Here is a 22,388-nt window from a genome sequence, read left to right as displayed (position 1 = left end):
CCGGCGTCATGCGGCAGAGGGATAGATGACGGCGCCGTCCTCGCGCAACTGAGCGCCGTCAGTCGGCTCGGCCATATCGATCCGGCCTGGCGCCATCAGATGCCGCACTGCATGGCCATGGAGCAGGAGCCAGCCGGTGATGATCCTCCGATGGCATCGCCACCAGACGGCCTCGGAGCACATCATCGCCACGCACTGGCGCTGACCAAGCTCGACCAGTTCCGCCCGAGCGCGCTGGAAGTCGGGGCCGAGTGCGTAGTCCGCATAGTTGTGAAAGCTCCGGACCCTCCAGAAGGCGTTCAGGCGGTCGTCAATCCCGGGTTGCTTCGGGCGGCGTCCCCCAAGAGCGGGCATGTGACGGTAGCCGATCTGGAAATCGGCCAGCATCTGCGGGAACCGGTTGTCGTTGAAGTCGGGATTGCTGCGGGACTTCGGGAACGACCGCACGTCGATCATGAGCTGCGCCCGGGCCTCTCGCAGCATCTCGATGACGGTCCTCGGCGACCGGTTCGAATGGCCGATGGTCGCGAAGCTGCCGCTCATCGGTCGAGCTTGGTCAACGTGATCTCCTTGTGAGCCGCGATGTGATCGTTCTTGTCGCTCTCGATCTCGTATTGCGGCTCCTCCTTCGAGGCGTGTCGACGGTGACCCTTGTAGTCGAAGTCCGCCTCGTGGACCTGCACGATCCGGCCGCTGACGCGCCCGGCTTCGGAGTTCCAGCTCACGCGATCGCAATCTGAATATTCCGCCATGGGCATGCCTCCTTGATCCGGTCAACACTCCCGTCGCTCGCGCCGTTCCGGACCGGTCCCGCGAGAATTTACGGCTTGTGATCCCTGACACCCATCTCGATGCTGACGGCCTCGAGATGCCGGGCCATCGCACGATGTGCAGCTCGGCCGTCGCCGGCCTCGATGGCGTCAACGACATGCTCATGGTGATCGCAATGCACCCTGGTGAACTCTTCGACGCCGATCCGGCGATAGGTGCGATCCCATTCCCGTTGCCACACAGCCCGGCACCGGGCGCTCGAGAAGTGGCGCAGAAGAGCAATCAGAAGTGGGTTGCGTGCGACCTGGGCGATCGACTGGTGAAAGGCGTCATCCGCCCGCTCGCTGGCCGCGCGATCGCGTGACTTTCGGCCCTCCGCCACACGGAGGCGCAGAAGGCTGAGGTCCTCGGGCGTGCGCCGCGCCGCCGCGGCCGAGGCGACCTGCGGTTCGAGAAGCCGCCGCGCATCCATCAGGTCCGCCGGAGTTGTCGCCTCCAGCAAGAGCGTGTCTTTCACCGGGCGACCCAATGGCGCCCGGCCACGGAACGTCCCCTGTCCGACGTGCCGCCAGACCTCGCCCTCCGCCTCGAGCGCGGACAATGCTGCGCGCAGGGTCTCCCGGCTACATCCTACCAGATCCTTGAGCACGCGCTCCGGCGGCAGGCGATCTCCCGACGCTGGGGCTCGTTCCTCAAGGACGGCCCAAAGACGCGCTTTCGCCGTCTGTTTGTCTGTTCGCATGCAGCCACTCCGCTCCAGACCAATATTAAGGCCACATCCAAGGCCGCAAGGGGGAGCACCTGCACACTCCGTTTCGGGGATGAGCGTTCTGGCAAAATCTCGGTCTCGACAGCCGGTCCGACACAGGACGAGCGTCCTTTTGACCTTTCATGGCCATTCACATTCTGCTCACCCACGGGGCATAGGCGTCGAGATTGCCTGTTCTTCGGGCAGACCAAGGGGTCTTCACTATGCGTGTGTGGCAGCATCTCTACCCGGCTCTGCCGGCATTCCAGGGTCGCGAACAGTTGCGGGCCGGACTCGGTGCACTGATCGGGATCAGCCTCTGCGCATTGCTGGCAAGCGTCGGTGCCGCCTTCGACACTTCTTCCCTGTACCTTGTCGCCCCCCTCGGAGCGACTGCGGTACTTGTCTTCTGCGTGCCGAACTCACCTCTTGCGCAGCCCTGGTCCGCGATCGTCGGCAACGTGACGGCTGCGCTGGTTGCACTTCTCGTGGTCCAGCTCGTGCCCGGACCCTGGTCGGTCGGCATTGCTGTCGGCGCAGCGATCAGTGCCATGATGTTCGTCCGCGCCCTGCATCCGCCCGGCGGCGCCGTCGCCTTGCTGACCGCCCTCGAGCCGACCGAGGCCTTGGAGGCGGGACCGCTTTTTGCCGTTCTGCCCGTCGGTCTGACCACCGGGACGCTGGTCATCGCCGCCATCGCCTACAACAGGGCGACGGGGCGCGTTTACCCATTCAGGCAGCCCGAAACGGTGGAGACCAAAGAGCCTGTGGAGCGGCTGGGACTGTCGACCGGACAACTGACCGAGCTGCTCGACCGGTACAACCAGTCCACAAACCTTGGCGTGGCAGACCTTGGCCGCCTGTTGGCCGCAGCCGAAAGCGCAGCGGCACGGCATCGCTTCGACGGAACAACCTGCGCAGATATCATGACGACCGGTCTCATCACCGCGCGCCCCGACACGCCGCTCCCGGAGGCTGCGCATCTCTTCCGCACGCACGCCATCAAAAGCCTCCCTGTCGTGAGTAGTGACATGACATTGCATGGCCTCGTTCTTCAGGCCGATCTCCTCGAGGCCATGGCAGCCCAGGACCGTCCCATGACCCAACGACACCGCTCTGCGCGCCGCGTCTCAGAAGTGATGCGTCCCGCCGACCGCGCCGCGCCTCATGACCTGCCCGTCGGGGCTTTGCTTGGCCGACTTGCGGCACAGGGAAGCGAGGTCGTTCCGGTGACACGAGGCGCGCGTCTCGTCGGCATCCTCACTCGCTCCGACATCATCCGCTTGCTGCTTCATGGGGCGGAAGAGCGATCGGCGGCATGAGGCTCGGGTTGAAAAGCCGGAAGTGGGTGCGCATCATTGCAGCAGGCGAGGACGACCTTGCCCGGCCAGACGATCAACACGCGGGACGGCCCGAAGAACATTCGGAGCCCCTCCATGCGCAGCACCCACGACCGTATCCGTCAGGCCGTCAGCTTCGAGCTCATCGGCATCCTGATCGTCACGCCCCTCTTTGCCTGGGCCTTCGATCATCCGATGGGTGACATGGGCATACTCGTGGTGCTCGGCGCCACGGCCGCGACAGCCTGGAACTACCTCTTCAATCTGGGCTTCGATCATCTGTTGAACTGGCGGCGCGGCGACGTTCGCAAGACCCTGCCTCTCCGGGTCGTTCATGCCGTGGGCTTCGAGGCTCCCTACTGGTCCTTTTGCTGCCCCTCTTCGCGTGGTGGCTCGATGTCTCGCTGGTGGCCGCGCTGGTGATGGAGTTCTCCTTCGCGACCTTCTACATGGTTTATGCCTTCGTTTTCACATGGGGCTACGATACCCTATTCCCGCCACAACGGACTGGTCGGGCATCCGCATGATGGAAAACGAAAGCGGAGGCGCGTCTCCCTGCTTTGCTCACCTTCTGGTCGACGGGCACCCGATCGATCCGGATACAGCGCGGGATGTCGCGCGATTCCGCCGCGCTGAGCGGGCGCGGCTTGTTGCGGCGCGTGCCTTGTCCACCCAAGAGCGAGAGAGGGCAACGGAGGCCCTGATCGACGGTCTGGCCCGGATCGTCACCTTCGAGGCCGGCCTATCCGTCGCCGTCTATTGGCCCATCCGGGGCGAGCCGGACTTGCGCCCGTGGATGCGCGCTGCCGACGCTGCCGGGGCTCGGGTGCTGCTTCCGGTGGTGGTCGAGGAACAGGCGCCGCTCGAGTTTCGCACCTGGTCCCCGAATTGCCGGATGACCCGGGGCTACTGGAACATTCTCGAGCCCGCCGATGGCGAGACATGTGTGCCCGACATCGTCATTGCGCCCCTCGTCGGCGTCGACGCGGACCTCTACCGCCTCGGGAACGGCGGGGGGTATTACGACCGGACGCTCTCACAGTTGGAGCCGCGTCCCCGGACCATCGGCGTCGGGTTCGCGGAATGTCGCCTGCCGACCATCTACCCGATGCCGTGGGACATCCCCATGACGGAAGTGCTGCTGTCGGATGGGACGCAGCTGAAGCGATAGCCGCTTTGCGTGTTCCATCTCTCAGATCGCAAAGAACACTACCGTCAGGACAACACCGATGCCAACGATGAGGAGGCGAAGGTATTCGGTGTTCCTTATTCGTCGCGCTTGCCGAGCCCCGATGTATCCTCCCAGTGTCGTCGCAAGAGCCAGGATCGCGGCGGACTCCCAGGCGATCAGGCCGGCAGTCGCATAGGTCGTTACGGAGACCAGCGAAAGCACGGCGGAGAGCAGGTTCTTCAGGCCGTTCATGCCATGCAGGTTCTGGAACCCGATCAGGCCGAACACTGCCAGAAGCATGATCCCCAATCCGCCATTGAAGTAGCCGCCGTAGCCGGCGACGAGGAAGATGGCGGCGGCGGAGAGACCTGGCCTGATCGTCAGTCCTTTTTCCCGAACCATGGTTACGAACCGGGGACCAGTCGCGAAGAGCAGTGTCGCCGTCAGCAAAAGCCACGGCACGATCCCCACGAATGCGTCGCCCGGGGTGATCAGGAGAAGCGCGGCCCCTGCCAGCCCACCGAGCGCCGCAATCAGGATGATGCTGCTCAGTCGAAGGCTTCCCTCCGCACGAATATCGCGCCGGTAGGCCCAGGCGCTCCCGATATACCCCGGCAAGGCAGTCATCGTCGCTGTCGCATTCGCCATGATCGGTGGGACACCAAGCCAGACCAGCGCCGGGAAGCTGAGAAGCGTGCCGCCACCGGCAATGGCATTGATCATGCCGGCAAGCAGGCCAGCGACGACGAGTACGACGATGGAAAACATGTAGACATCCCTGCACTGGTTGCAGTGTCTCTATGCTCCAGTCCCCTTGGTCTACAAATTGGTCCGTGCAAAATGTCCGCGGTGGAGAGCGCAGCTGCCTCCACCGAACACGACGGCTTCACGTCCATGACCGACACAATCGGTTTGCGTTCAGTCTCTAAGCGGCAGCTGCCATCTTTGATCTGTCACGATCCCGGTGCACGTGGAGCACGCCAGCAACGCCAGACGCTGATCACAAGGATGCCGAAGGCGGCCACCACACCGGCTGCGGCGGTCCAGGTTTCGGGCAGACCGAGCGCGGCACCAGCCACGACGATGACAGCGCCGACCATCGCGGCAAGGGCATAGACCTCCTCGCGAAGGACACGCGGGATTTCGGCGACAAGAAGATCCCGCACGGCACCACCCCCTACGGCCGTAAGGACCCAGAGAAGGATCGCAGGTAGCGGGTCGAGGCCGAAAAGGAGTGATTTCTGGCTGCCGCTGACCGCGAAGACCCCGAGCCCGAGCGCATCCAGCACCAAGCCTGCCGCGAGAGCCAGAAGCGCGGCGATCTCGTAGAACATATACCCTTGCAGGGCTTCGGTCATGTCTTCAGGCCGCGACAGAAGGTCGGATGCATGCAACCTCCGAAATCACTGGCACCCGACATCAGTCGCGTGCCGGCTGGAGGTAGACGAACCAGTAGATGAGCGCGACCAGCGCCCCTCCACCCAGAACGTTACCGATCGTGACGGGTACCAGGACCCGCAGGAAATCGAATGGCGAAACCCATAGCGGCTGGTGGTCTGTCACGGCCCAGAACTGCGCGTTCGAGAGCAGGCCAATCATGGTCGCGCACGGGGGTCGACTTACCATACGTCGACCCGGTTCAAGGCGGAGGCACAGACGGATGATCCACGAATGGTGGGCATCACGTCTTCCGTCAGGGATTGCCCCAGCCAGCCATGAGGAAAGCTGAGCGGGAGGGGCGCACGCGCCTGGTCCTCGGTGATCGGCGCAAATCCGACCTGGCGGTAGTAGTCCGGATCGCCGTAGGTGAGAGCGACCTCCGCTCGTTCAGACCGAAGCGCGGCCAGCGCGTGAACCAACTGAGCCTGCCCGATCCCCTGCCTTTGGTGCCCGGTCGCCACTGCCATTGGAGAAAGCAACACGACGTGGCGCGGGTCGTCCGGGTAGGTGAGCCTGGTGATGATGGCCACACCCACCACATGGCCCTCGATCTCAGCGCGGAACACATGGATGTCTGTTTGGGCCGTGTCTGCGAGCAAGTCTCGCACAACCTCGCCAATCAGCGCCCCCTCGTCGGCCCCTTCCGACGCGGCGAAAGTCGCGGTGACCAGCTCAATGATGGCTTGCTCACATCCGTCCAAGCCGCTGAGTATCTTCACGAACGCCCCACCTTCTGCGGACGACCGCCTACAAGGTCGGTGATCCAGGTTATCGTGTCGGCCGTCATCTGGACTCTTGGGGGTTGAGCAAGAGAAAGTGACCGGCGTCCGGATACTCGCGGTAGGTCATGCGATACCGTTGCGCGATCTCTCGGGTCAGCCTGGCTGGCGTCAGTCGATCCTCCGCCGCGCCGATGCAGAGCCTCGGGGAGACCAATGCTGGGGGGGCACGCGCACCAGGCCCGGCAAGACCGAGCGGACCTGCGCCCCCGAGATGGGCTCCATTCGCTGTAGGACCGTTTCCCTCTCCATGGGAGACAAACGGTCGATGCCGAGCTGAGGGAGCAGGCCGCGCGGGAAGAAGCTGCGCCCGACCAGCATGGACGGCATCGCGGTCGCCAGGAATCGCAGAAGCAGCCAATCCGGCCGTGGCACTACTCCGGCAGGTAGTGCCGGCGTGATCGCGATACATGCGGGCGGAGTCAGCGTCTCGCACATCTTCATTGCGAGGAGGCCGCCGGCACTATGCCCGATGAGTATTGGATTGCCGATCTTCCGAGCAACCCTCACGGCATGGGACAAGTGATCGTCGAACCCTGAGCTGCCGGTCCCAGGGCCTGGAAGGTCGATGATATGGGTCCGAAGGCCCGCTGCTGCGAATTGATCCGCGACCCCCGACCAGATCCAGCCTCCGACCCACCAACCGTGTATAAACAGAATGTCGCCTCGCATGCCGCTGCCCACCTCTCGTTCCGAGCAAGCCCACTGCGTCAGGAGTCAGGCACCCAATCGTTCAGGTGCACGTCGTGCGCGGAAAGCCCGTTCAGAACCGCCAGTGCCTTCTTCTCCTTCTCGTCGCTGTCTGTGCGGACCCATAGGATCAGGCCGCCGTGGCGGACCTGGTTCTTCAGGTACTCGGCATGGCGGTCACCGACGCGCTTTGCCAACAAGGCACCCAACCCCGCGCCTGCGCCGCCGCCCACCACCAGGGCTGCGACCGCCGCAGAGAGGGGCAAGGCGGGGGCCGCGATGGCGCCGAGCGCGATGAAGGCGCCCACGTAGAGTGGCGCACCGATCAGTGCCCCTTCGGCGGCACCGAAGGCTTCTTCCGATATGTAGGCGCGGCGGGGCGCCTCCGGGTTGTCCTCAAGCTCCTCGGCCTTCCAGAAAGCATCGTGCAGCTTCGCCTCGATCGCCTTCTCGTCGGCCAGGACACTGATATCGGCACGGGAGAACCCGGCATTGCGGATCGCGTCGATGGCGGCGAACAGATCGTCGGGGGCGTCGAAGACGGCCACAGCCTCCTTGATGACGTGGTCCCCTTGAACATAGGGCATGGCCGTCTCCTCGCCTCTCCCACCCGAACCCAGCACTCAGTCGAGCATGCAACCGCGGTCGACACATTGATCGTCCTCAATGGCATTCACGGCGAACTCTTGGATCACGGGTTCGACCACAGCGCTGAGTGGACCCTCTTACCATTTGCCCGACAGCACAGTTATCGTCGCTGAGGGCGAACGCCGCTAACCGAAGTCGAGAGACCACAGACCGGGCCTGTACTATACGTGCCATGCCAAGAGTGACAGGAATGACGGGGACCCATACATCGCGGGCGTTTCATGACCGGCCAGTCGAAACAGTCATGGAGGCCCTCTCTGCACCGCTTGACGGACTGACCTCGGCCGAGGCCGCCCGCCGCCTTGCCGAGAGCGGGCCGAACCGCCTGCCGGAGCCGCCGAGGCGCAGCCCCATCCTCCGCTTCGTTGCGCACTTCCACAACGTGCTGATCTACGTCTTGATCGCCGCGGCTGCCGTGACTGCGCTGTTGCAGCATTGGGTCGATACCGGCGTGATCCTCGCGGTCGTGATTGGCAACGCGGCGATCGGCTATATTCAGGAAGGTCGCGCCGAGAAGGCGATGGATGCCATCCAGGGCATGCTCGCGCCGCGGGCGGCCGTCTTGCGCAACGGCAGACGTATCGGCGTGGAGGCAACCGATCTCGTCCCTGGCGATCTGGTACTGGTGGAGGCCGGCGACCGCGTGCCCGCCGATCTGCGCGTGATCGAGGCGCGTGGGCTGAGGATCGAGGAGGCGATCCTGACGGGCGAGTCCGTTCCCGTGGACAAGGGCGCAACGCCAGTCGCTCCAGATGCCTCGCTGGGGGATCAGACGTCCATGCTGTTCTCTGGCACGCTCGTCGCGGCCGGGGCCGGGCGCGGGGTTGTGACCGCCACCGGCCCCGAGACAGAGATCGGCCGCGTCAGCGGAATGCTCTCGAGCGTCGAGACATTGACAACGCCACTCGTCGCCGAGATGGACAGGTTCGCCCGCTGGCTCACCGTTTTCATCCTGATCGTCGCAGGCGCATTGCTGGCCTACGGCTACTTCGTCGGCGACCTGCCCTTCGGGGAGCTCTTCATGGCAGTCGTCGGCCTCTCGGTCGCGGCGATTCCGGAGGGCCTGCCGGCGGTCCTGACCATCACGCTGGCCGTGGGTGTGCAGGCCATGGCGCGGCGGAACGCCATCGTCCGCCGCCTGCCGGCGATCGAGACGCTGGGCTCGGTCTCAGTGATTTGTTCCGACAAGACCGGCACCCTGACCCGGAACGAGATGATGGCCGCGTCGCTGGCCGCCGCCGAGCACCTCTATTCCGTCGGTGGCAACGGCTACTCTCCGGAAGGCGCCGTGCGCTGGCGTGAGGCAGATGCCGATCCCGACGAACATACCGTGCTGATGGAATTCGCCCGCGCCGCGGGGCTCTGCAACGACGCGATGCTGCATGCTCACGAAGCCGGCTGGCATGTCGAGGGCGACCCAATGGAAGGTGCGCTGATGGCCCTCGCCGGCAAGATCACCGGTGAGGGCGCCGAGCCCTTTAGCCAATGGACCCGCGCCGACGCCATCCCCTTCGACGCCGCACATCGCTACATGGCGGTCCTGCACCACGACGAGGAGGGCCAGGCCTGCATCCACGTCAAGGGTGCGCCCGAAGCGGTGCTGGCGCTCTGCGGGAACCAACGCGCCGCCCATGGCGGTTCGGAGATGCTCGACCCCGATCACTGGCACCACATGGTCGAAAGCCTCGCGGCCAGTGGCGAGCGGGTCATCGCCGTGGCCTCGCGGTCCCTGGCGGGAGAGCAATCCACGCTCGGGACTGCCGACCTCGCCGGACAGCTCACGATGATCGGCCTGATCGGCCTGCTCGATCCACCGCGAAAGGAGGCCATCGAGGCCGTGGCGGAATGCCACGAAGCCGGTATCCGCGTGAAGATGATCACCGGTGACCACGCTGCCACAGCGCGTGCGATCGCCGGCATGATCGGTCTGAAGAACCACGACCGGGTTTTGACCGGCGCGGACCTCGACGGCATGGAGGACCCCGGCCTCGCGGATGCGGCGGTGGAGACCGACATCTTCGCGCGCACCTCTCCGGCCCACAAGCTGCGGCTTGTCACTGCCCTCCAGTCACGCGGCCTCACCGTGGCAATGACCGGAGACGGCGTGAACGATGCCCCGGCGCTCAAGCGGGCCGATACCGGCATCGCAATGGGCCTGAAGGGCAGTGAGGCGGCAAAGGAGGCGGCCGAGGTCGTGCTGGCCGACGACAACTTCGCCTCCATCGCGGCGGCGGTGCGCGAGGGGCGCACTGTCTACGACAACATCAAGAAGGTGATCAGTTGGACCCTGCCGACCAACGCGGGCGAGGCGACGACGATTGTCGTGGCGCTCTTCGCCGGCATGGCGCTGCCGATAACCCCGGTCCAGATCCTGTGGGTGAACCTGATCACCGGTATCACTCTGGGCCTCGCGCTCGCCTTCGAACCCTCGGAACCCGGCACGATGCGGCGCCCGCCCCGCCCCCGGGACGAGCCCCTGCTCACCGGTGCGCTCGTCTGGCAGATCGGCCTGGTGGCGGCGCTCGTCCTTGCGGCGGTCTTTGGCGTGTTCTCCTACGCGCTCGACAAGGGCTATGCGGTAGCGCTGGCTCAGACGCTGGCCATGAACACGCTTGTGGTGTTGCAGATCTTCTACCTCTTCTTCATCCGCAACATCTATGGCACGTCACTGACCTGGGCTGCGGTCCGGGGAACGCGCGTCATCTGGGCCTGCGTGGTCGCGGTCACTGTCGCCCAATTCGCTGTCACCTACTTGCCGCCCCTCCAGGCCATCTTCGGAACGCAGAGCGTGCCACTGCGCGACGGCCTGCTCGTGGTCGGAATCGGTACGGTCTTCTTCGCCCTGATCGAGATCGAGAAACAGATGCGCCTTGCGTTTCGGCGGGGGTGAGGGGCATGGCCCTTTTCGTCCCGTTCTTGCAGGCTGCCCGAACAATGCCGGGCAGCGGCGGTGCTCAGGCGGACGCGTTGCGCCCGGCGATCCGTCCCATGACCAGGCAGTTGGTGAGCGCTCCGCCACCGATGTAGTCATGGAAGAAGACCGGGCCGGCTCCCTCTCCCGCGGCATAGAGGCCGGGGACGACCCTGCCGTCAGGCTCGAGTACCCGGGCATCCGCGTCGATCATCACCGCCCCGAAGGTCAACGTGACGCCCGGGACAAGCGGGCTGAAGGCGTAGAAGGGCGGCGTTTCGATCCGGTTGGCGAGCTTTGCTTTGGGCGGGTTTGCCCCCGGCGCGGCGCCATCCTCGACAGCGGCATTGAAGTTCTCGACGGTCCGTACGAACTCGTCCACGGGTGCCCCCACCAGCTCGGCCAGGTCCTCCAGCGTGTTGGCCTGATGGAATGGCCGGCCGAGCCGCTCGAACGTGCCGATGACGCCTTCCGCCACGCTCTCGCGCAGAGCCTGGTCGAAGATCAGCGAGGTGGCCTGCCCGGGCTGTTCCAGAACCGCCTTACCGTGGGCCACGTAGCCCCGGGATTCATCCACGAAACGCCTGCCGTCCTGATTGATGCTGATTGCGTAGGGGACGACCCGCGCCGGTTGGCCGGCCGCAGTCTCGATCCCGTCGACAGCTGCGACGTGGAGCGCCATCAGCCCTCCCATGCCCTTCAGGCCCGCTCCGGCCGCTTGTGCCATGACATGCCCGTCGCCCGTGGCGCTCTTGACGCCACGGACCATCATCGCCCCGGCATTCGGATCGGAATAGCCCTCCAGGATCTGGCTGTTGGCGGCATAGCCCCCGGTCGCGATAACGACCGCCCGCCCAAGGTAGTCTGCCACGCCGTCTGCACCCAAGGCTCGCACGCCGACGACGGCTCCGCTCTCGTCCATGATCAGTTGCCGGGCCTTGGTCTCGAACATGAGGGCCACGCCCGCCTCCGACAGGACGCCCTTGAGCGTGCGGAAGGCACGCGGCATCCCCGCGAAGGCGGCCGGCGCGGTCTGGACCGTCGCGACCCTGTTGGGCGGCCGTTCCTCGGCCGCCAGAAGTTCGACCCCGCGGCTGCCCAGCCAATCGAGGTCACCATGGATGTGCTCGGCCATCAGACGAAAGATCGTCTCGTTGCCGCGCCCGAGACAGTAGCTCACATAGTCGGCGACATAGTCGTCCCGCGCCGCCTGGGATGTCCCGAGCGGAACGGAGTAGCTGCCTCCCGCCAGAAGCGAGTTGCCGCCCATGCGGTTCTCGTCGAGCTTCTCCAGGAGCACAACGCGGGCGCCCGACTCCGACGCCTGTAGCGCAGCCGCGCAGCCCGCCATGCCCGAGCCGACCACGACGACGTCGAAGCTCTCCATCCGCTCGGGCTCCGGCAAGAGGCTCGCTTCGACCACTGAAGCGCCAGCCAACCCGAAGGCGCCCACGCCGGCTCCGACACTTCCCAGGACACTCCGGCGGGTAAGGCCGGGCTTGCTTGACATAGTCATACTATCCTCCTCGATAGCGCACAGGCGAAGGGTGATCGCCCGGTCATTCCATTTCGAACCCAAAACTGCGGTGGCACACGGAACAGGTATCCTCCGATCTCCCGTGCACGCTGTGGCACTCGCTGCAAACCGGCACCTCCGCTGGGCCGAGATGCGGCGACCGATGGGGGTCTGGCCAACGGAGGTCTTCTCCCGCGAGCGGGCCTATCATCGTGCCGTGACAGGCGACGCAGGTCGCGGTCGGCGTCGGGTCCGAGGGCGGCTCTTCTGTGTGGCAAGCCGCACAGGGAATACCCAACCCCTCGTGAACCCCGTGAAGCATCTGGGCGAACGCCGGCGTGGCAGTCGCGGGTAGCAATGCCAGCAGGGTTCGGGACAGTATTTGCCGCATCGTCACACCCCTGAGTCGACCGGTAGTCATTCTCCGCCGAACGCCTCGACGTGCGTTGACGGCGGACAATCGGGCGCTCGATTTGGGTCTAAAGCCGGTGACGCTTCGCGGCGCGCGTCCGGCGACCCGCCCCGCCTTGATCACGCGCGCACCGATGCCGACGGAGACGTATTCTCGGTCGCGGGGACATCGAGCTGCCGACCGGGTCCGCGAGACCAGCAAGCAATGCCTCTGGCTTCGCGGCACCCGAGGCACCCATCCCCGCCACCGGGCTCGCGGTGGAGACGAGCCCGTCATTGACTCCGAGGACTGCCGCGCGCAGCCAGCCGATGGGATGGACGGTGTGGACGTCGCGACGGATGAGGCAGCTCATGGAGCGCTTCGTCTGGCACTTGGCTGTCTGGTCTCAGGTAGGGGGCAATGGGCTTACAGCGAAGGAGGAAGATGGACCAAGGACCCTGACAGTTCCATCTTCCTCCCGTCCCGCAACCGCCGGTCAGACGCCGAGACAGGCGTCCAGGCGTTCATCGCTGCTCTAACGCATCTTCCATCAGCTCGATCTGAGCCTGCTGGATCCGCACGAGCTGATCCCATTGGTGATCCAGTTTCTCATGAAGAGCGCGGATCTCCAATTCAGCCTTTAGGTTTACCTGGTAGTCGCTCTCTGATCGCTGCCTGTCTTTGGCTTCCTGCCGGCGCTGGCTCATCATGATCACCGGCGCCTGGATGGCGGCCAGACACGACAAGACCAGATTGAGAAGAATGAAGGGATAGGGGTCAAAACCACCGCCGAGCACGCCTACGACATTGACGACCATCCACGTGAAGACGGTCGCCAGGAAGCCCAGGAGAAAGGTCCAGGAGCCGCCGAAGTTCGCGATCCTGTCGGCCATGGCCTCTCCGAAGGTGACGGGAGGGCTCGGCCGGGTCCCGGCGGAGAGAGGTTGGCCGGTCTCGAGGCTCTCCAGGACTTCCCGGTCCAGGTCGCTCAGACGGCCGCGTTCGTCTTTCAGGAGGTTTTCGAGATAGAGCCTGCGGAACCGGGCCAGGTCGGCTCGGCAGATGCGAGCGTCCGTCGGAAGCTCTGGATGCATTTCCCGGATGAGAGCGGATATGGAAGGCCTGACCGAGGAAAGCGCAACGAGTTGATTTCTCTCCGAGCCGCAGACCGCGCATCGTTCGAGGTTATCCGACGTCTCCGCAGATGCAGGGCCTTCCGCCACCGAGGTGCCTCCTTATTTTTTGGGCGAGCCGTGAGGCCAGTCGCAACGTGAAATCGACTGGCCCCGATCGCCGACATCACACCGATACTGATCCGTATTGCCGCTGCGCAATCAAGGGCAGGCTCAGGCGGACGTAGTCGGACCGGTCCCCGTCCTCCGAAGTCTTGATACTGCATGCGCGGGGAATGGCTCATGGTCACGTTCACTGATCGCGGTCATTGAATGGAAGGTCGGCGAGGTCGAGATTCTCCTCCGTCCAGGGCTTTCGTCGACTCCGAGCAGATGCCCACTCGTGGCCCGGTGGCCGTGGACGACATCTTGCGAGGATTCATCATGAACACTTTTGACATCGACAGAAAGGCTCCCGCCTCGGCGAGCGCGACCGTTCTCATTCGTGCTCCAATCGACGAGGTCTGGAATCGGCTGACCGATATTTCCGGTTGGCCATTCTGGAACAAGGCGATCTCGCGGGTTCGCATTGACGGGCCGGCAAAATACGGCGCCGAGTTCACCTGGAGCACCGGAGGACTCCGTATCCAGTCAACGATTCAACGATTTGATCCTCCCTACGTGCTGGGATGGAGCGGCCGAGCTCCCCTGATCAAAGCGCGGCACGTTTACTGGCTCGCAGACCTTGGGGCTATGACCAGCGTCAAGACTGAAGAGTCTTTTTCGGGTCCGCTCGCGACCGTCTCACCGAGATGGACGAAAAGCATTATCCAGCGCTCGCTCCACCAGGGCCTCGCCGCGTTGAAAGCTGCGTGCGAGACAGCTCGTGGAGGACGGTTTGAGGCTTCCCAGTTGAGCGCATGATCCGAGGTCCGCGGTGCCGGCGCGAGCCTGCCAAGAGACGGCAAAGGTCGGCCGGAGCATTAGGGCCAATCAGAATGGATCAGTTCGGGCCTCCAAACCGGCCTGCGCTGCCCGCCATTGATTGTGTGCCATAGCGGAGCTCGCGCCGTCCCCGAAGCCTCTCACCGTGTGCTCGGCCGCCTCCCGCACGAGATTGGCGACGGGTCCACCAGTTCGATCGGTCTCGCGAACGACACGACGTCCTAAGTCGCGCCTCATTCGAACGCCGAAACCTCATAGGGCCACTCCACGACACCAATGCTGCCCCATCTGCCCAGCGTGATCGAGGCCGCGTCGGCGAGAATGTCGGTGCCGCGAATGAGCGTTCGCAGGTCATCCCCGTTGAGGCCGATGCCTTTGGCAGCGAAGGCTGCAAGGTCTCCGGATGGGCGCGGGCGTCCTTCGCCCCGGCCGCGCCCACTTTGCGCGCGCGACCCCGACACGCGTTGACGGCCGTCATTGCCGCCGAGGCGGACCGGCGCTGGAGTCCTCCGCGAGCGCGGGATGGCGAATAGGCGCCCACCGAACCGCAATCTGCATGCATAGCAGGAGGTCCGAGATGTCCTACAGATGCAAGAACGTCGGGAAGAAGCGGCTGGCCATGCGAGCGGGGATTGCCGCCATCGCGGCCATGGCGATGGTCACGGTGGGTCCTGCGACCGCACAGGAGCGCACCGTCGAAGATAGCCTCCTCACCGCCCCGGTTACCAGCTTCGCGCCAATCGTAGCGGCGGTCACCCCATCCGTCGTTAGGGTCGCGACCGAGCCCGCAGGGGGCATGCATCAACGCCTGCGGCCAGGCGACGACTCCGAGGTAATGGATGAGCTGATGCGGCGCTTCGGCGGCACCGACGGACCCCAACCGCCATTCGAGATGCCAGACATCCTTGGTATGGAGGACATGGCCGATCTGGCCCGCTTCGGCGTCGCGATGGAGGGCGCAGGCTTCGTTGTCGACCCCGACGGCCTGATCGCCACGAGCGCGAGCCTGCTCGGCGCGCCCGGCACGACGCAGGTGACGCTTCCGGACGGACGCAGCTTCGATGCCCAAGTCGTGGGACAAGACGCCCAGACGGACTTGGCCCTCCTGCGGATCGACGCGGGCGGGCCGCTCCCGGCGCTCGACTGGGCGGAGTCGGGCATCGTCGAGGCAGGCGATATAATACTGGCTTTCGCCGCTCCAGACGGGGTCGGAACGGTCGTGACCCACGGCATCGTCTCCGCTGTTGGAGAAGAGGAAAGCGACGGACTCTCGGGCGAATTCCTGCGCATTGCACTGCCCCTCGGCCCCGAAGGCCCCGGAGGGCCGGTCGTTGGAATGGATGGCCGGGTTATCGGCATCCTCGTCGGCGCGGGCCCCGACGATGGCGCGGCCTATGCCCTTGCCGCCGACCGGGCGCAGGAGCTCATTTCGGAACTCGAGTCGGCCGGGCAGGTCATGCGCGGGTGGCTCGGAGTGGCGGTCCAGCCCGTCTCAGATGGGATCGCAAGCGCGCTCGGGCTTGAGAGTACTGAGGGCGCACTCATCTCGGACGTGGCGACGGGTTCGCCGGCCGAGCAGGCGGGACTTCTGGCGGGTGACGTCATCGTGGCGCTCGACGGCAATTCCATCGCGGATCCCGAAGCCCTGTCCGAGCGGGTTGCCGCGCTTGCGCCCGGGCATGCGGGTCAGATCGCGATCATCCGCGCCGGTGAGCCGATGGACGTGCCAGTAACCTTGGCCGGGGTGCCCGGCACCGTTCCGCCGGCTGTTGAAGACGGAGTGCTCGTCGAGGAACTGGGTGTCACCGTCCGGAACATCGCGCCCGTCGACGCGGCGGAACCGGGCTTTTCAAATGTTCAGACCGGGGTCGTCGTGACCGAGGTCGGGAACACAGCGGAGCGCACCGGGCTCCGGCAAGGCGACGTAATCGTTGGCGTGGGCCGGGACACGATCTCGGACATGGCCGATCTCACCGCGCGCATCGCCGAGCTGAGCGACGACCGGGAAAGCGTCCTCCTCGGGATCCTGCGCGACGGATCGCGGATGTTCGTGGCTGTGCCGCTGCGTTCGGAATGAAACGGCGCGACGCGGCGAACGACATGTTCCTGAGGGCGCTCGCGGCCATGGAAGAGGCAGAGCGGATGGTCCGGCAAGCCTACCCGCTCTCGCCGGGTCGCCACGGGGCGGTCTGGGAACCCCCGATCGACATCGCGGAGGCGGACGGAGTGCTCTACGTCTGGGCCGTCCTCCCCGGGGTCGACCCGGACATGGTCGAGGTCCGCATCGAACATGCGGAGCTGGTTCTCGCCGGCCAGCGCCGCCTGCCGCCCGAGTTCCGGCGGGCACGAATTCATCGAATGGAGCTGCCGCGCGGTCGTCTCGAGAGGCGCATCCCGCTGCCACCCGGCAACTACCGGATCCGCTCCACCACCCGCGACGGCTGCCTAATGTTGCGGCTGGAGCCGATTGCGACGGGAGGTGACGCATGAAGTCCGAGCCAGATATCGGGGCCACCGCGCCGGTGCCCATTCCGTCGGACGGCCTGATCCTGTTGCCGGTCCGCGACCTCGTGGCCTTTCCCGGGATCGTGTTCCCTCTTGCGATCGGCCGGGCGCAATCCATCGCTGCCGTCCAGCAGGCCGTTCGCGAGGAAAGGCAACTCGGCATCGTGCTCCAGCGCGATCCTGCCGACGATGATCCGGGCCCCGACGGCCTCTACCGCATCGGGTGCAGCGCCGAAATCCTGCGATACATGGCGATGTCGGAAGGTGGCCATCACCTCATCCTCCAGGGCGTCGAGCGCTTCCGTATCCTGGAGATCCTCCGAGGCACGCCCTTCCCGGTTGCCCGGATCCAGACGGTCCCAGAGAGAGACCTCTCCACGCCCGAAATCGAGGGCCGGCTGATGCTGTTGCGCGAGCGGGCCCTCGAACTGCTGGAACTCCTGCCCAACGCGCCACAGGGGCTGATCGAATCCGTCAGTTCCGCGGATGATGCGGCCCGCCTCACCGACATGGCGGCGGCCTATTCGGACCTGCCGGCGAACGAGCGGCAGGAAATCCTCGAAACGCTGGACCTGGCAACGCGGATGGACCGCGTCTCGCGCGTGCTCGCCCATCGCATCGAGGTTCTCAAGGTCACCCGCGAGATCGGACGGCAAACCCGCGCCGCGCTCGACGACCGCCAGCGCGAAGCGGTGCTGCGCGAGCAAATGGCCGCGATCCAGCGCCAACTCGGCGAGGAGGACGACCGGTCCGCCGAGGTCCTGGAACTCTCGGAAGCCGTCGCGAAGGCGGGCATGCCGGAGGCCGTCGAGCGCGAGGTCCGAAAGGAGCTCGCGCGCTACGAGCGAATGCCCGAGGCGGCGGGCGAGGCCGCCATGCTCCGGACCTGGCTCGACTGGATGATCGAGCTGCCCTGGAAGCTACCCGAGACGTCGCCGATCGACCTCACGGCCGCGCGGGCGATCCTCGATGCCGACCATTTCGGGCTTGAGAAGATCAAGGCCCGCATCGTGGAGTTCCTTGCCGTCCGCAAGCTGTCGCCCGAGGGCCAGGCACCGATCCTTTGCTTCGTGGGTCCGCCCGGCACCGGCAAGACCTCGCTCGGGCAGTCGATCGCCCGGGCAATGGGGCGATCATTCGTGCGGGTGAGCCTCGGCGGCCTGCATGACGAAGCCGAGATCCGCGGGCACCGCCGGACCTACATCGGCGCCCTGCCCGGCAACGTGATCCAGGCCATCAAGCGAGCCGGGGCGCGGAACTGCGTGATGATGCTGGACGAGATCGACAAGCTCGGCCGCGGCTTCCAGGGCGACCCCTCGGCCGCGCTCCTCGAAGTGCTGGACCCTGAGCAGAACGCCACCTTCCACGACAATTACCTCGGCACCGAGTTCGACCTGTCGAAGGTGGTGTTCCTCACGACCGCGAACCAGCTCGACACCATCCCCGGCCCGCTCCGCGATCGGATGGAGGTGATCGCCCTGCCCGGCTACACGGCCGAAGAGAAGCTGGAGATCGCGAGTCGCTATCTCGTCCCGAGGCAGGTCAGGACGAACGGCATCAGCGAGGGCCAGGTGAGCCTCTCCGACGCGGCGATTGCCCGGATCATTGAGCGCTACACGCGCGAAGCCGGCGTCCGCAGCCTCGAGCGCGAGATCGGCGCTGTGCTGCGGCACGCGGCCGTAAAGATCGCCGAGGGCGCCACGCCGCCCGTGGCCATCGACCTCGACCATCTCGACGGGATCCTCGGCCCGGCCAAGTTCGACAACGAGGTGGCGATGCGGACCGGCATGCCGGGCGTGGCGACGGGTCTCGCCTGGACGCCGGTCGGCGGCGAGATCCTCTTCGTCGAGGCCAGCCGGGCTCCGGGAAAGGGGCGGCTGACCCTGACCGGGCAGCTCGGCGCGGTCATGCGCGAAAGCGCCGAGGCCGCCCTCTCGCTGCTCAAGTCCCGCGCGGCTGGTCTCGGCCTCGACCCGGGACTGTTCGAGACCACGGACATTCATATTCACGTGCCCGCCGGCGCCACGCCCAAGGACGGCCCGAGTGCCGGCGTCGCAATCTTCGTGGCGCTCGCCTCACTGCTGCTCGACCGCCGCGTCCGGAGCGACACGGCGATGACCGGGGAGATCTCTCTGCGAGGGTTGGTTCTTCCGGTGGGCGGCATCAAGGAAAAGGTGATCGCAGCGGCGGGCGCCGGGCTGCATCGGGTGCTACTGCCCGCCCGCAACCGCCGCGACTACGACGAGATCCCGCAAACGGCCCGCAACCGCCTGGACTTCGTGTGGCTGGAAACGACCGACGCGGCGCTGCGCGAAGCGCTGGAGCCGGAAGCCGAAAAATCAGACGCGCCGTAGCGCTGGGATACCTTTGACGACCGTCAGCGCACTATTGGGCCCGCAGCGCTTCCGGCGGTGCGGCGTAATGGGCCTCGCATTCACTCTCCCTGCCCCGCACGACGCGCCGCCCCCTCAGCGGTCCACGCCGCTCGGTGACAATGGTGCGGCGCGCCTCGGGCTCGCCGTCGCGGTGGAAGTAGATCACGACCCAGTCCAGGGTCCGGTTCAACTCGTGTGCCCGCGCGGTATTCGAGAACAAGACCGTCAAGTGCCAGTCGCCGCGACGCGCATGCATGATCGGAAGCCAGGCCTGCCCCTCGGGATTGAAGCGCTTTGGAGCGATACGGGTCAGCTCCCCGGCCTCGGCCTTGCGGCGGTAGAGCGCGTCGGCGTCGAGCAGCAGACTGACCGGAGGCTCCTCGCGCGGCTGTCCTTGCAGGGGCGCGCGCTGGAAGCGGGACAGGCACTCGGACAGGCTGGCAAGGATCGCCTGTCTTCGCCGCGGTCCGATGCCGGAGATCCGCGCGTCACCCAGCCTGAGCGCCATCTCCAATTCCTCGAGTGTCTCGATGTCACCCGCGCCCGCGATGCGATGGGCGAGCGTCGCGCCAATCCCCGGAATGGTTCGGAAAAGGGCCTCGGGGGTGACCTCCCCCTTCAACCGATCGAGTTGCCGCCAGCGGCCGCTCGTCAGCATCTCCACGATGTCCGCGGCGATGGCGCGCCCAATCCCGGGCAGCCCGATCAGCGCCTCCGTTCCACCGCGCTCGAGCAGGTCGCTGAGCGGCTCTTGCAACCGATCGAGGTAGGCCGCCGCGCTGCGGTGGGCGCGGACACGAAAGCCGTCCTCGCCCTGCTGCTCGAGCAGTTCGGCGTATTCACGAAGGCGCGCCGCGATCTTCCTGTTCTCTTCGGGCACGTCTCCGACCGTTTGAGCGGGACTGTCGGCCATGGTGGCCCTCCCAAGGGACGCAAGCCATCAAGCCCCGGCCCAGGTGTCGCGCCGCTCTCCGGCGTTCCTGCCAAGGCGGCGCAAGCCGGCCTGCCACTGGCACGGTCGCGCGGCAATGACGGCGGTCAATGAGCGCCGTATGACGCACCTGAGACGGTCCGGATACGCCAAGGAGGACAGATCGACGGACGTTTCCAGCGCGCCACATCGGCACCGCGATCACCGGTCAGGCGCATGATCTCGCCCATCGGATTGGCCTTGGCGAAACCGACCACCTCATCTGCGGCGAGACGCCGCGACATCTCCTGTCGCTCGGGCGGCGTCTCGACCGAGATGATCCGCGTCGCGCCAATGAGGCGCGCGCCTGCGGCGGCGCAAAGAACGAAGGGGCCCTGTGAAGCTCGCGAGAAAGTAAGCAGGATTTACCCGGTGCGAACCGGACGTAGAGCATCACCGAGAGACGGATGATCTCGGGCCTGGTCCGGAAGTAGTGGAACGGGCTCGCCGAGTCATTGGGAAGACTAGGCCGGTCCCCGGCCCCGCTCAAGCCGTGCTTCTGACAGAGCCGGGCGAAAAGCTTTCGAGGCATGAGCGCCGTGATCGCACCGGAGCAAGGGACCCTAGCTGAGCTGATCCAAAAGACGATTTTCGTGCGCCATCAGGGACGGACGAGGCGGGGAACAAAGACCTCTGGCGGCAGGTCCGAAAGCGCCGTGCCGGCATCGAGGGCACGCAAGGTCCCCGCGATGAGCGGGGCCACAGTCAGTACCCTCAGCCTACTACCGAGCGCGTCTGCCTCGGCAGCAGGCAGCGGCGCGACACTATCGGTCAGCGTCACACTATCTAGCCCGCATCCATTGAGCACCTCTGCTGCACCAGTTGCCAGCAGACCGTGGGCGGCAATCGCATGAACCTGGCGCGCTCCGCGAGCTCGTATCGCATCCGTCGCCCTGTGGATTGTCTGTCCGCCGCAGATCATGTCGTCGACGATGTAAACAACCCGTCCCTGAACATCACCGGCAAATAGCGAGCCCGAGACGACACCTCCGCTACGCCGTTTTTCCATCAGGCCGAAACCGACCGGACGATTGGCTCGCCTTTCGACGGCCTTGCGCACCAACTCGGCCCGCTTGATCCCGCCCCCATCCGGCGAAACAACAGCGATCTCCGTACTGTCGCTTTGTCCGGCGATGTCGGCCGCAAAAAGCTCGACCGTGGTAAGGTCTATTGCGGCAATCCGGTACGCGTTCTGAAATGCGGTCTTCGTATGCACGTCGAGCGTTACGACGGCATCGGCCCCAGCCGCCTCAAATAGCGCTGCAACGTATCTGGTGGTGACAGGGTCACGGGACTTGGTCTGCCGGTCCTTGCGGGAGTACGGAAGATAGGGTGCGAGCGCGGTGACGCGGCGTGCCCCGTTCTGCTTGCAGGTCGAAACGAAAAACAGCAGACGAACCAGGCGGTCATTAACAGAGGCATCCTCTTCAGCGTGAAGCTCGTGAAACACAACGACTTCCCTGTCTCGGACGCTGACGAGCGGTCGTGCCTTGTGCTCGCCACCTGCAAATTCACGCTCTTCGTGTGGCGCGCAGTCGAAATCGCCGGCCGCTGCGATGCGGCTTCCGAGCAGGCCCGAACCGTTGAGGACGAAGAACAGCATACACCGACGCTCCGCCGGTGATCGCTGCACGGCATTGACCGGCATCAATGAGGCATGGCTGCGAAGGGTCAGCATGACTCGGCGGTTCACCCCACCGGCGAAGTAGCATCGATGAAGATCGACCAACAAATTCGCGCTCCGACGCTCTTGGAGAAGAGCCTCGCACTGTCCCGTCCGTCGACCCTCGGTTATCCCCCCTCTACGAAGATCGAGACAATCGAAACGCATGGTGCCATCGTCTTCTTGACCCCCGATCGGGCATTCAAGTTGATCAAAAACGTCGCCCTGGGGGAGACTGACTACCGCTCGCTATCCGCGCGTGAACGGCGTTGCCGGGCCGAACTGCGTCTTAGGTTCAGGATTCATAACCAGTAGATGACGAGTGCTGCTAGGGCGATGGCGGAGAGGAAGACCTTGGGGCAGCGATCATAGCGCGTCGCCACCCGCCGCCAGTCTTTGAGCCTGCCGAACAT

The 22,388-nt window shown here is 65.5% G+C and carries 24 protein-coding genes and 1 pseudogene; 9 read left to right on the top strand and 16 right to left on the bottom strand.

Annotated elements, in window-relative coordinates; genetic code table 11:
* Positions 1 to 6: 6 nt before the first annotated feature.
* From F3S47_RS19030 to F3S47_RS19020, 3 genes are all read right to left on the bottom strand, one after another.
* Positions 7 to 543: a DUF488 domain-containing protein gene (locus F3S47_RS19030; RefSeq protein ID WP_150446902.1), complete on the bottom strand. Its 537-nt coding sequence runs from the start codon at positions 541 to 543 to the stop codon at positions 7 to 9.
* Positions 540 to 752, bottom strand: coding sequence for a hypervirulence associated TUDOR domain-containing protein (locus F3S47_RS19025; RefSeq protein ID WP_150446901.1), 213 nt, complete (start codon positions 750 to 752; stop codon positions 540 to 542). Before F3S47_RS19025 ends, F3S47_RS19030 begins: the two co-directional genes overlap by 4 nt.
* A gap of 68 nt (positions 753 to 820) precedes the next feature.
* On the bottom strand, positions 821 to 1,513 hold the full coding sequence (locus F3S47_RS19020; protein WP_150446900.1) for a FadR/GntR family transcriptional regulator: 693 nt from the start codon (positions 1,511 to 1,513) through the stop codon (positions 821 to 823).
* Positions 1,514 to 1,743: 230 nt separating this feature from the next.
* Between F3S47_RS19020 and F3S47_RS19015 the strand changes: the two genes are divergently transcribed.
* The 4 genes from F3S47_RS19015 to F3S47_RS19005 all read left to right on the top strand — a co-directional run bounded on the left by F3S47_RS19015 (position 1,744) and on the right by F3S47_RS19005 (position 4,030).
* Positions 1,744 to 2,841 (top strand): HPP family protein, encoded by a 1,098-nt coding sequence (locus F3S47_RS19015; protein ID WP_150446899.1) that lies wholly within the window; start codon positions 1,744 to 1,746, stop codon positions 2,839 to 2,841.
* Between the two features lie 114 nt (positions 2,842 to 2,955).
* The gene (locus F3S47_RS19010) at positions 2,956 to 3,282 is read left to right on the top strand and encodes a chlorhexidine efflux transporter (protein WP_396280134.1); all 327 of its coding nucleotides are present in this window, start codon (positions 2,956 to 2,958) and stop codon (positions 3,280 to 3,282) included.
* Positions 3,267 to 3,386, top strand: coding sequence for a chlorhexidine efflux transporter (locus F3S47_RS19770; protein WP_396280133.1), 120 nt, complete (start codon positions 3,267 to 3,269; stop codon positions 3,384 to 3,386). The genes F3S47_RS19010 and F3S47_RS19770 overlap by 16 nt, the downstream gene beginning before the upstream one ends.
* The gene (locus tag F3S47_RS19005; protein WP_150446898.1) at positions 3,383 to 4,030 is read left to right on the top strand and encodes a 5-formyltetrahydrofolate cyclo-ligase; all 648 of its coding nucleotides are present in this window, start codon (positions 3,383 to 3,385) and stop codon (positions 4,028 to 4,030) included. The genes F3S47_RS19770 and F3S47_RS19005 overlap by 4 nt, the downstream gene beginning before the upstream one ends.
* A gap of 21 nt (positions 4,031 to 4,051) precedes the next feature.
* Here the strand turns inward: F3S47_RS19005 and F3S47_RS19000 are convergent, their stop codons facing one another.
* From F3S47_RS19000 to F3S47_RS18975, 6 genes are all read right to left on the bottom strand, one after another.
* Positions 4,052 to 4,798 carry a sulfite exporter TauE/SafE family protein gene (locus tag F3S47_RS19000; protein WP_150446897.1) on the bottom strand — a complete coding sequence of 249 codons (747 nt, stop codon included), beginning with the start codon at positions 4,796 to 4,798 and terminating at the stop codon, positions 4,052 to 4,054.
* 185 nt (positions 4,799 to 4,983) lie between these two features.
* On the bottom strand, positions 4,984 to 5,388 hold the full coding sequence (locus tag F3S47_RS18995; RefSeq protein WP_223877888.1) for a trimeric intracellular cation channel family protein: 405 nt from the start codon (positions 5,386 to 5,388) through the stop codon (positions 4,984 to 4,986).
* A gap of 61 nt (positions 5,389 to 5,449) precedes the next feature.
* On the bottom strand, positions 5,450 to 5,629 hold the full coding sequence (locus F3S47_RS18990) for a hypothetical protein (protein ID WP_150446896.1): 180 nt from the start codon (positions 5,627 to 5,629) through the stop codon (positions 5,450 to 5,452).
* A 20-nt stretch (positions 5,630 to 5,649) separates the two neighbouring features.
* Positions 5,650 to 6,189, bottom strand: coding sequence for a GNAT family N-acetyltransferase (locus F3S47_RS18985; protein ID WP_150446895.1), 540 nt, complete (start codon positions 6,187 to 6,189; stop codon positions 5,650 to 5,652).
* Between the two features lie 171 nt (positions 6,190 to 6,360).
* On the bottom strand, positions 6,361 to 6,921 hold the full coding sequence (locus tag F3S47_RS19765) for an alpha/beta hydrolase (protein ID WP_150446894.1): 561 nt from the start codon (positions 6,919 to 6,921) through the stop codon (positions 6,361 to 6,363).
* A 38-nt stretch (positions 6,922 to 6,959) separates the two neighbouring features.
* Entirely contained in the window at positions 6,960 to 7,526 is a 567-nt protein-coding gene (locus F3S47_RS18975; protein WP_150446893.1) for a hypothetical protein, read from the bottom strand.
* Positions 7,527 to 7,777: 251 nt separating this feature from the next.
* On the opposite strand from F3S47_RS18975, the gene F3S47_RS18970 reads away from it, so the two are divergent.
* Positions 7,778 to 10,477, top strand: coding sequence for a cation-transporting P-type ATPase (locus F3S47_RS18970; protein WP_150446892.1), 2,700 nt, complete (start codon positions 7,778 to 7,780; stop codon positions 10,475 to 10,477).
* Positions 10,478 to 10,541: 64 nt separating this feature from the next.
* On the opposite strand, the gene F3S47_RS18965 is transcribed toward F3S47_RS18970, so the two are convergent.
* The 4 genes from F3S47_RS18965 to F3S47_RS18950 all read right to left on the bottom strand — a co-directional run bounded on the left by F3S47_RS18965 (position 10,542) and on the right by F3S47_RS18950 (position 13,628).
* Entirely contained in the window at positions 10,542 to 12,014 is a 1,473-nt protein-coding gene (locus F3S47_RS18965; RefSeq protein ID WP_150446891.1) for an FAD-dependent oxidoreductase, read from the bottom strand.
* Positions 12,015 to 12,057: 43 nt separating this feature from the next.
* Entirely contained in the window at positions 12,058 to 12,336 is a 279-nt protein-coding gene (locus tag F3S47_RS19760; protein ID WP_223877890.1) for a cytochrome c3 family protein, read from the bottom strand.
* Positions 12,337 to 12,493: 157 nt separating this feature from the next.
* Positions 12,494 to 12,778, bottom strand: coding sequence for a VIT1/CCC1 transporter family protein (locus F3S47_RS18955; protein ID WP_150446889.1), 285 nt, complete (start codon positions 12,776 to 12,778; stop codon positions 12,494 to 12,496).
* A gap of 151 nt (positions 12,779 to 12,929) precedes the next feature.
* Positions 12,930 to 13,628: a DUF1003 domain-containing protein gene (locus tag F3S47_RS18950; RefSeq protein ID WP_223877887.1), complete on the bottom strand. Its 699-nt coding sequence runs from the start codon at positions 13,626 to 13,628 to the stop codon at positions 12,930 to 12,932.
* 333 nt (positions 13,629 to 13,961) lie between these two features.
* On the opposite strand from F3S47_RS18950, the gene F3S47_RS18945 reads away from it, so the two are divergent.
* The 4 genes from F3S47_RS18945 (at position 13,962) to lon (ending at position 19,321) form a co-directional block, all read left to right on the top strand.
* Complete coding sequence (locus F3S47_RS18945; protein ID WP_191090255.1) at positions 13,962 to 14,441, top strand: SRPBCC family protein; 480 nt, start codon at positions 13,962 to 13,964, stop codon at positions 14,439 to 14,441.
* A gap of 598 nt (positions 14,442 to 15,039) precedes the next feature.
* Entirely contained in the window at positions 15,040 to 16,539 is a 1,500-nt protein-coding gene (locus F3S47_RS18940; RefSeq protein ID WP_191090254.1) for a trypsin-like peptidase domain-containing protein, read from the top strand.
* Complete coding sequence (locus F3S47_RS18935; protein ID WP_150446886.1) at positions 16,536 to 16,952, top strand: Hsp20/alpha crystallin family protein; 417 nt, start codon at positions 16,536 to 16,538, stop codon at positions 16,950 to 16,952. The genes F3S47_RS18940 and F3S47_RS18935 overlap by 4 nt, the downstream gene beginning before the upstream one ends.
* On the top strand, positions 16,949 to 19,321 hold the full coding sequence (gene lon / locus F3S47_RS18930; protein ID WP_150446885.1) for an endopeptidase La: 2,373 nt from the start codon (positions 16,949 to 16,951) through the stop codon (positions 19,319 to 19,321). Before F3S47_RS18935 ends, lon begins: the two co-directional genes overlap by 4 nt.
* Before the next feature lie 31 nt (positions 19,322 to 19,352).
* Here lon and F3S47_RS18925 read toward each other — a convergent pair whose 3' ends face one another.
* The 3 genes and pseudogenes from F3S47_RS18925 to F3S47_RS18910 form a co-directional block, all read right to left on the bottom strand.
* A complete protein-coding gene (locus F3S47_RS18925; RefSeq protein WP_150446884.1) occupies positions 19,353 to 20,255 on the bottom strand; it encodes a helix-hairpin-helix domain-containing protein in 903 nt (300 codons plus the stop codon).
* A 658-nt stretch (positions 20,256 to 20,913) separates the two neighbouring features.
* A complete protein-coding gene (locus F3S47_RS18915; protein ID WP_150446882.1) occupies positions 20,914 to 21,915 on the bottom strand; it encodes a ribose-phosphate diphosphokinase in 1,002 nt (333 codons plus the stop codon).
* A gap of 362 nt (positions 21,916 to 22,277) precedes the next feature.
* A pseudogene (locus tag F3S47_RS18910) lies at positions 22,278 to 22,388 on the bottom strand (IS5/IS1182 family transposase); the annotation flags it as partial.

Origin of the sequence: Histidinibacterium aquaticum, assembly GCF_008710275.1 — a bacterium.
In the GTDB taxonomy this organism is placed as follows: Bacteria; Pseudomonadota; Alphaproteobacteria; order Rhodobacterales; family Rhodobacteraceae; genus Oceanicola; species Oceanicola aquaticus.
Note: the sequence above shows the minus strand (reverse complement) of the source record. Positions and strands in the feature narration are given on the sequence as shown.

Coding starts and splice junctions, on each gene's coding strand:
- F3S47_RS19030 (WP_150446902.1), bottom strand. CDS start 543: ATGAGCGGCAGCTTCGCGACCATCGGCCATTCGAACCGGTCGCCGAGG.
- F3S47_RS19025 (WP_150446901.1), bottom strand. CDS start 752: ATGGCGGAATATTCAGATTGCGATCGCGTGAGCTGGAACTCCGAAGCC.
- F3S47_RS19020 (WP_150446900.1), bottom strand. CDS start 1,513: ATGCGAACAGACAAACAGACGGCGAAAGCGCGTCTTTGGGCCGTCCTT.
- F3S47_RS19015 (WP_150446899.1), top strand. CDS start 1,744: ATGCGTGTGTGGCAGCATCTCTACCCGGCTCTGCCGGCATTCCAGGGT.
- F3S47_RS19010 (WP_396280134.1), top strand. CDS start 2,956: ATGCGCAGCACCCACGACCGTATCCGTCAGGCCGTCAGCTTCGAGCTC.
- F3S47_RS19005 (WP_150446898.1), top strand. CDS start 3,383: ATGATGGAAAACGAAAGCGGAGGCGCGTCTCCCTGCTTTGCTCACCTT.
- F3S47_RS19000 (WP_150446897.1), bottom strand. CDS start 4,798: ATGTTTTCCATCGTCGTACTCGTCGTCGCTGGCCTGCTTGCCGGCATG.
- F3S47_RS18995 (WP_223877888.1), bottom strand. CDS start 5,388: ATGACCGAAGCCCTGCAAGGGTATATGTTCTACGAGATCGCCGCGCTT.
- F3S47_RS18990 (WP_150446896.1), bottom strand. CDS start 5,629: ATGATTGGCCTGCTCTCGAACGCGCAGTTCTGGGCCGTGACAGACCAC.
- F3S47_RS19765 (WP_150446894.1), bottom strand. CDS start 6,921: ATGCGAGGCGACATTCTGTTTATACACGGTTGGTGGGTCGGAGGCTGG.
- F3S47_RS18975 (WP_150446893.1), bottom strand. CDS start 7,526: ATGCCCTATGTTCAAGGGGACCACGTCATCAAGGAGGCTGTGGCCGTC.
- F3S47_RS18970 (WP_150446892.1), top strand. CDS start 7,778: ATGACGGGGACCCATACATCGCGGGCGTTTCATGACCGGCCAGTCGAA.
- F3S47_RS18965 (WP_150446891.1), bottom strand. CDS start 12,014: ATGACTATGTCAAGCAAGCCCGGCCTTACCCGCCGGAGTGTCCTGGGA.
- F3S47_RS19760 (WP_223877890.1), bottom strand. CDS start 12,336: ATGCTTCACGGGGTTCACGAGGGGTTGGGTATTCCCTGTGCGGCTTGC.
- F3S47_RS18955 (WP_150446889.1), bottom strand. CDS start 12,778: ATGAGCTGCCTCATCCGTCGCGACGTCCACACCGTCCATCCCATCGGC.
- F3S47_RS18945 (WP_191090255.1), top strand. CDS start 13,962: ATGAACACTTTTGACATCGACAGAAAGGCTCCCGCCTCGGCGAGCGCG.
- F3S47_RS18940 (WP_191090254.1), top strand. CDS start 15,040: ATGTCCTACAGATGCAAGAACGTCGGGAAGAAGCGGCTGGCCATGCGA.
- F3S47_RS18935 (WP_150446886.1), top strand. CDS start 16,536: ATGAAACGGCGCGACGCGGCGAACGACATGTTCCTGAGGGCGCTCGCG.
- lon (WP_150446885.1), top strand. CDS start 16,949: ATGAAGTCCGAGCCAGATATCGGGGCCACCGCGCCGGTGCCCATTCCG.
- F3S47_RS18925 (WP_150446884.1), bottom strand. CDS start 20,255: ATGGCCGACAGTCCCGCTCAAACGGTCGGAGACGTGCCCGAAGAGAAC.
- F3S47_RS18915 (WP_150446882.1), bottom strand. CDS start 21,915: ATGCTGTTCTTCGTCCTCAACGGTTCGGGCCTGCTCGGAAGCCGCATC.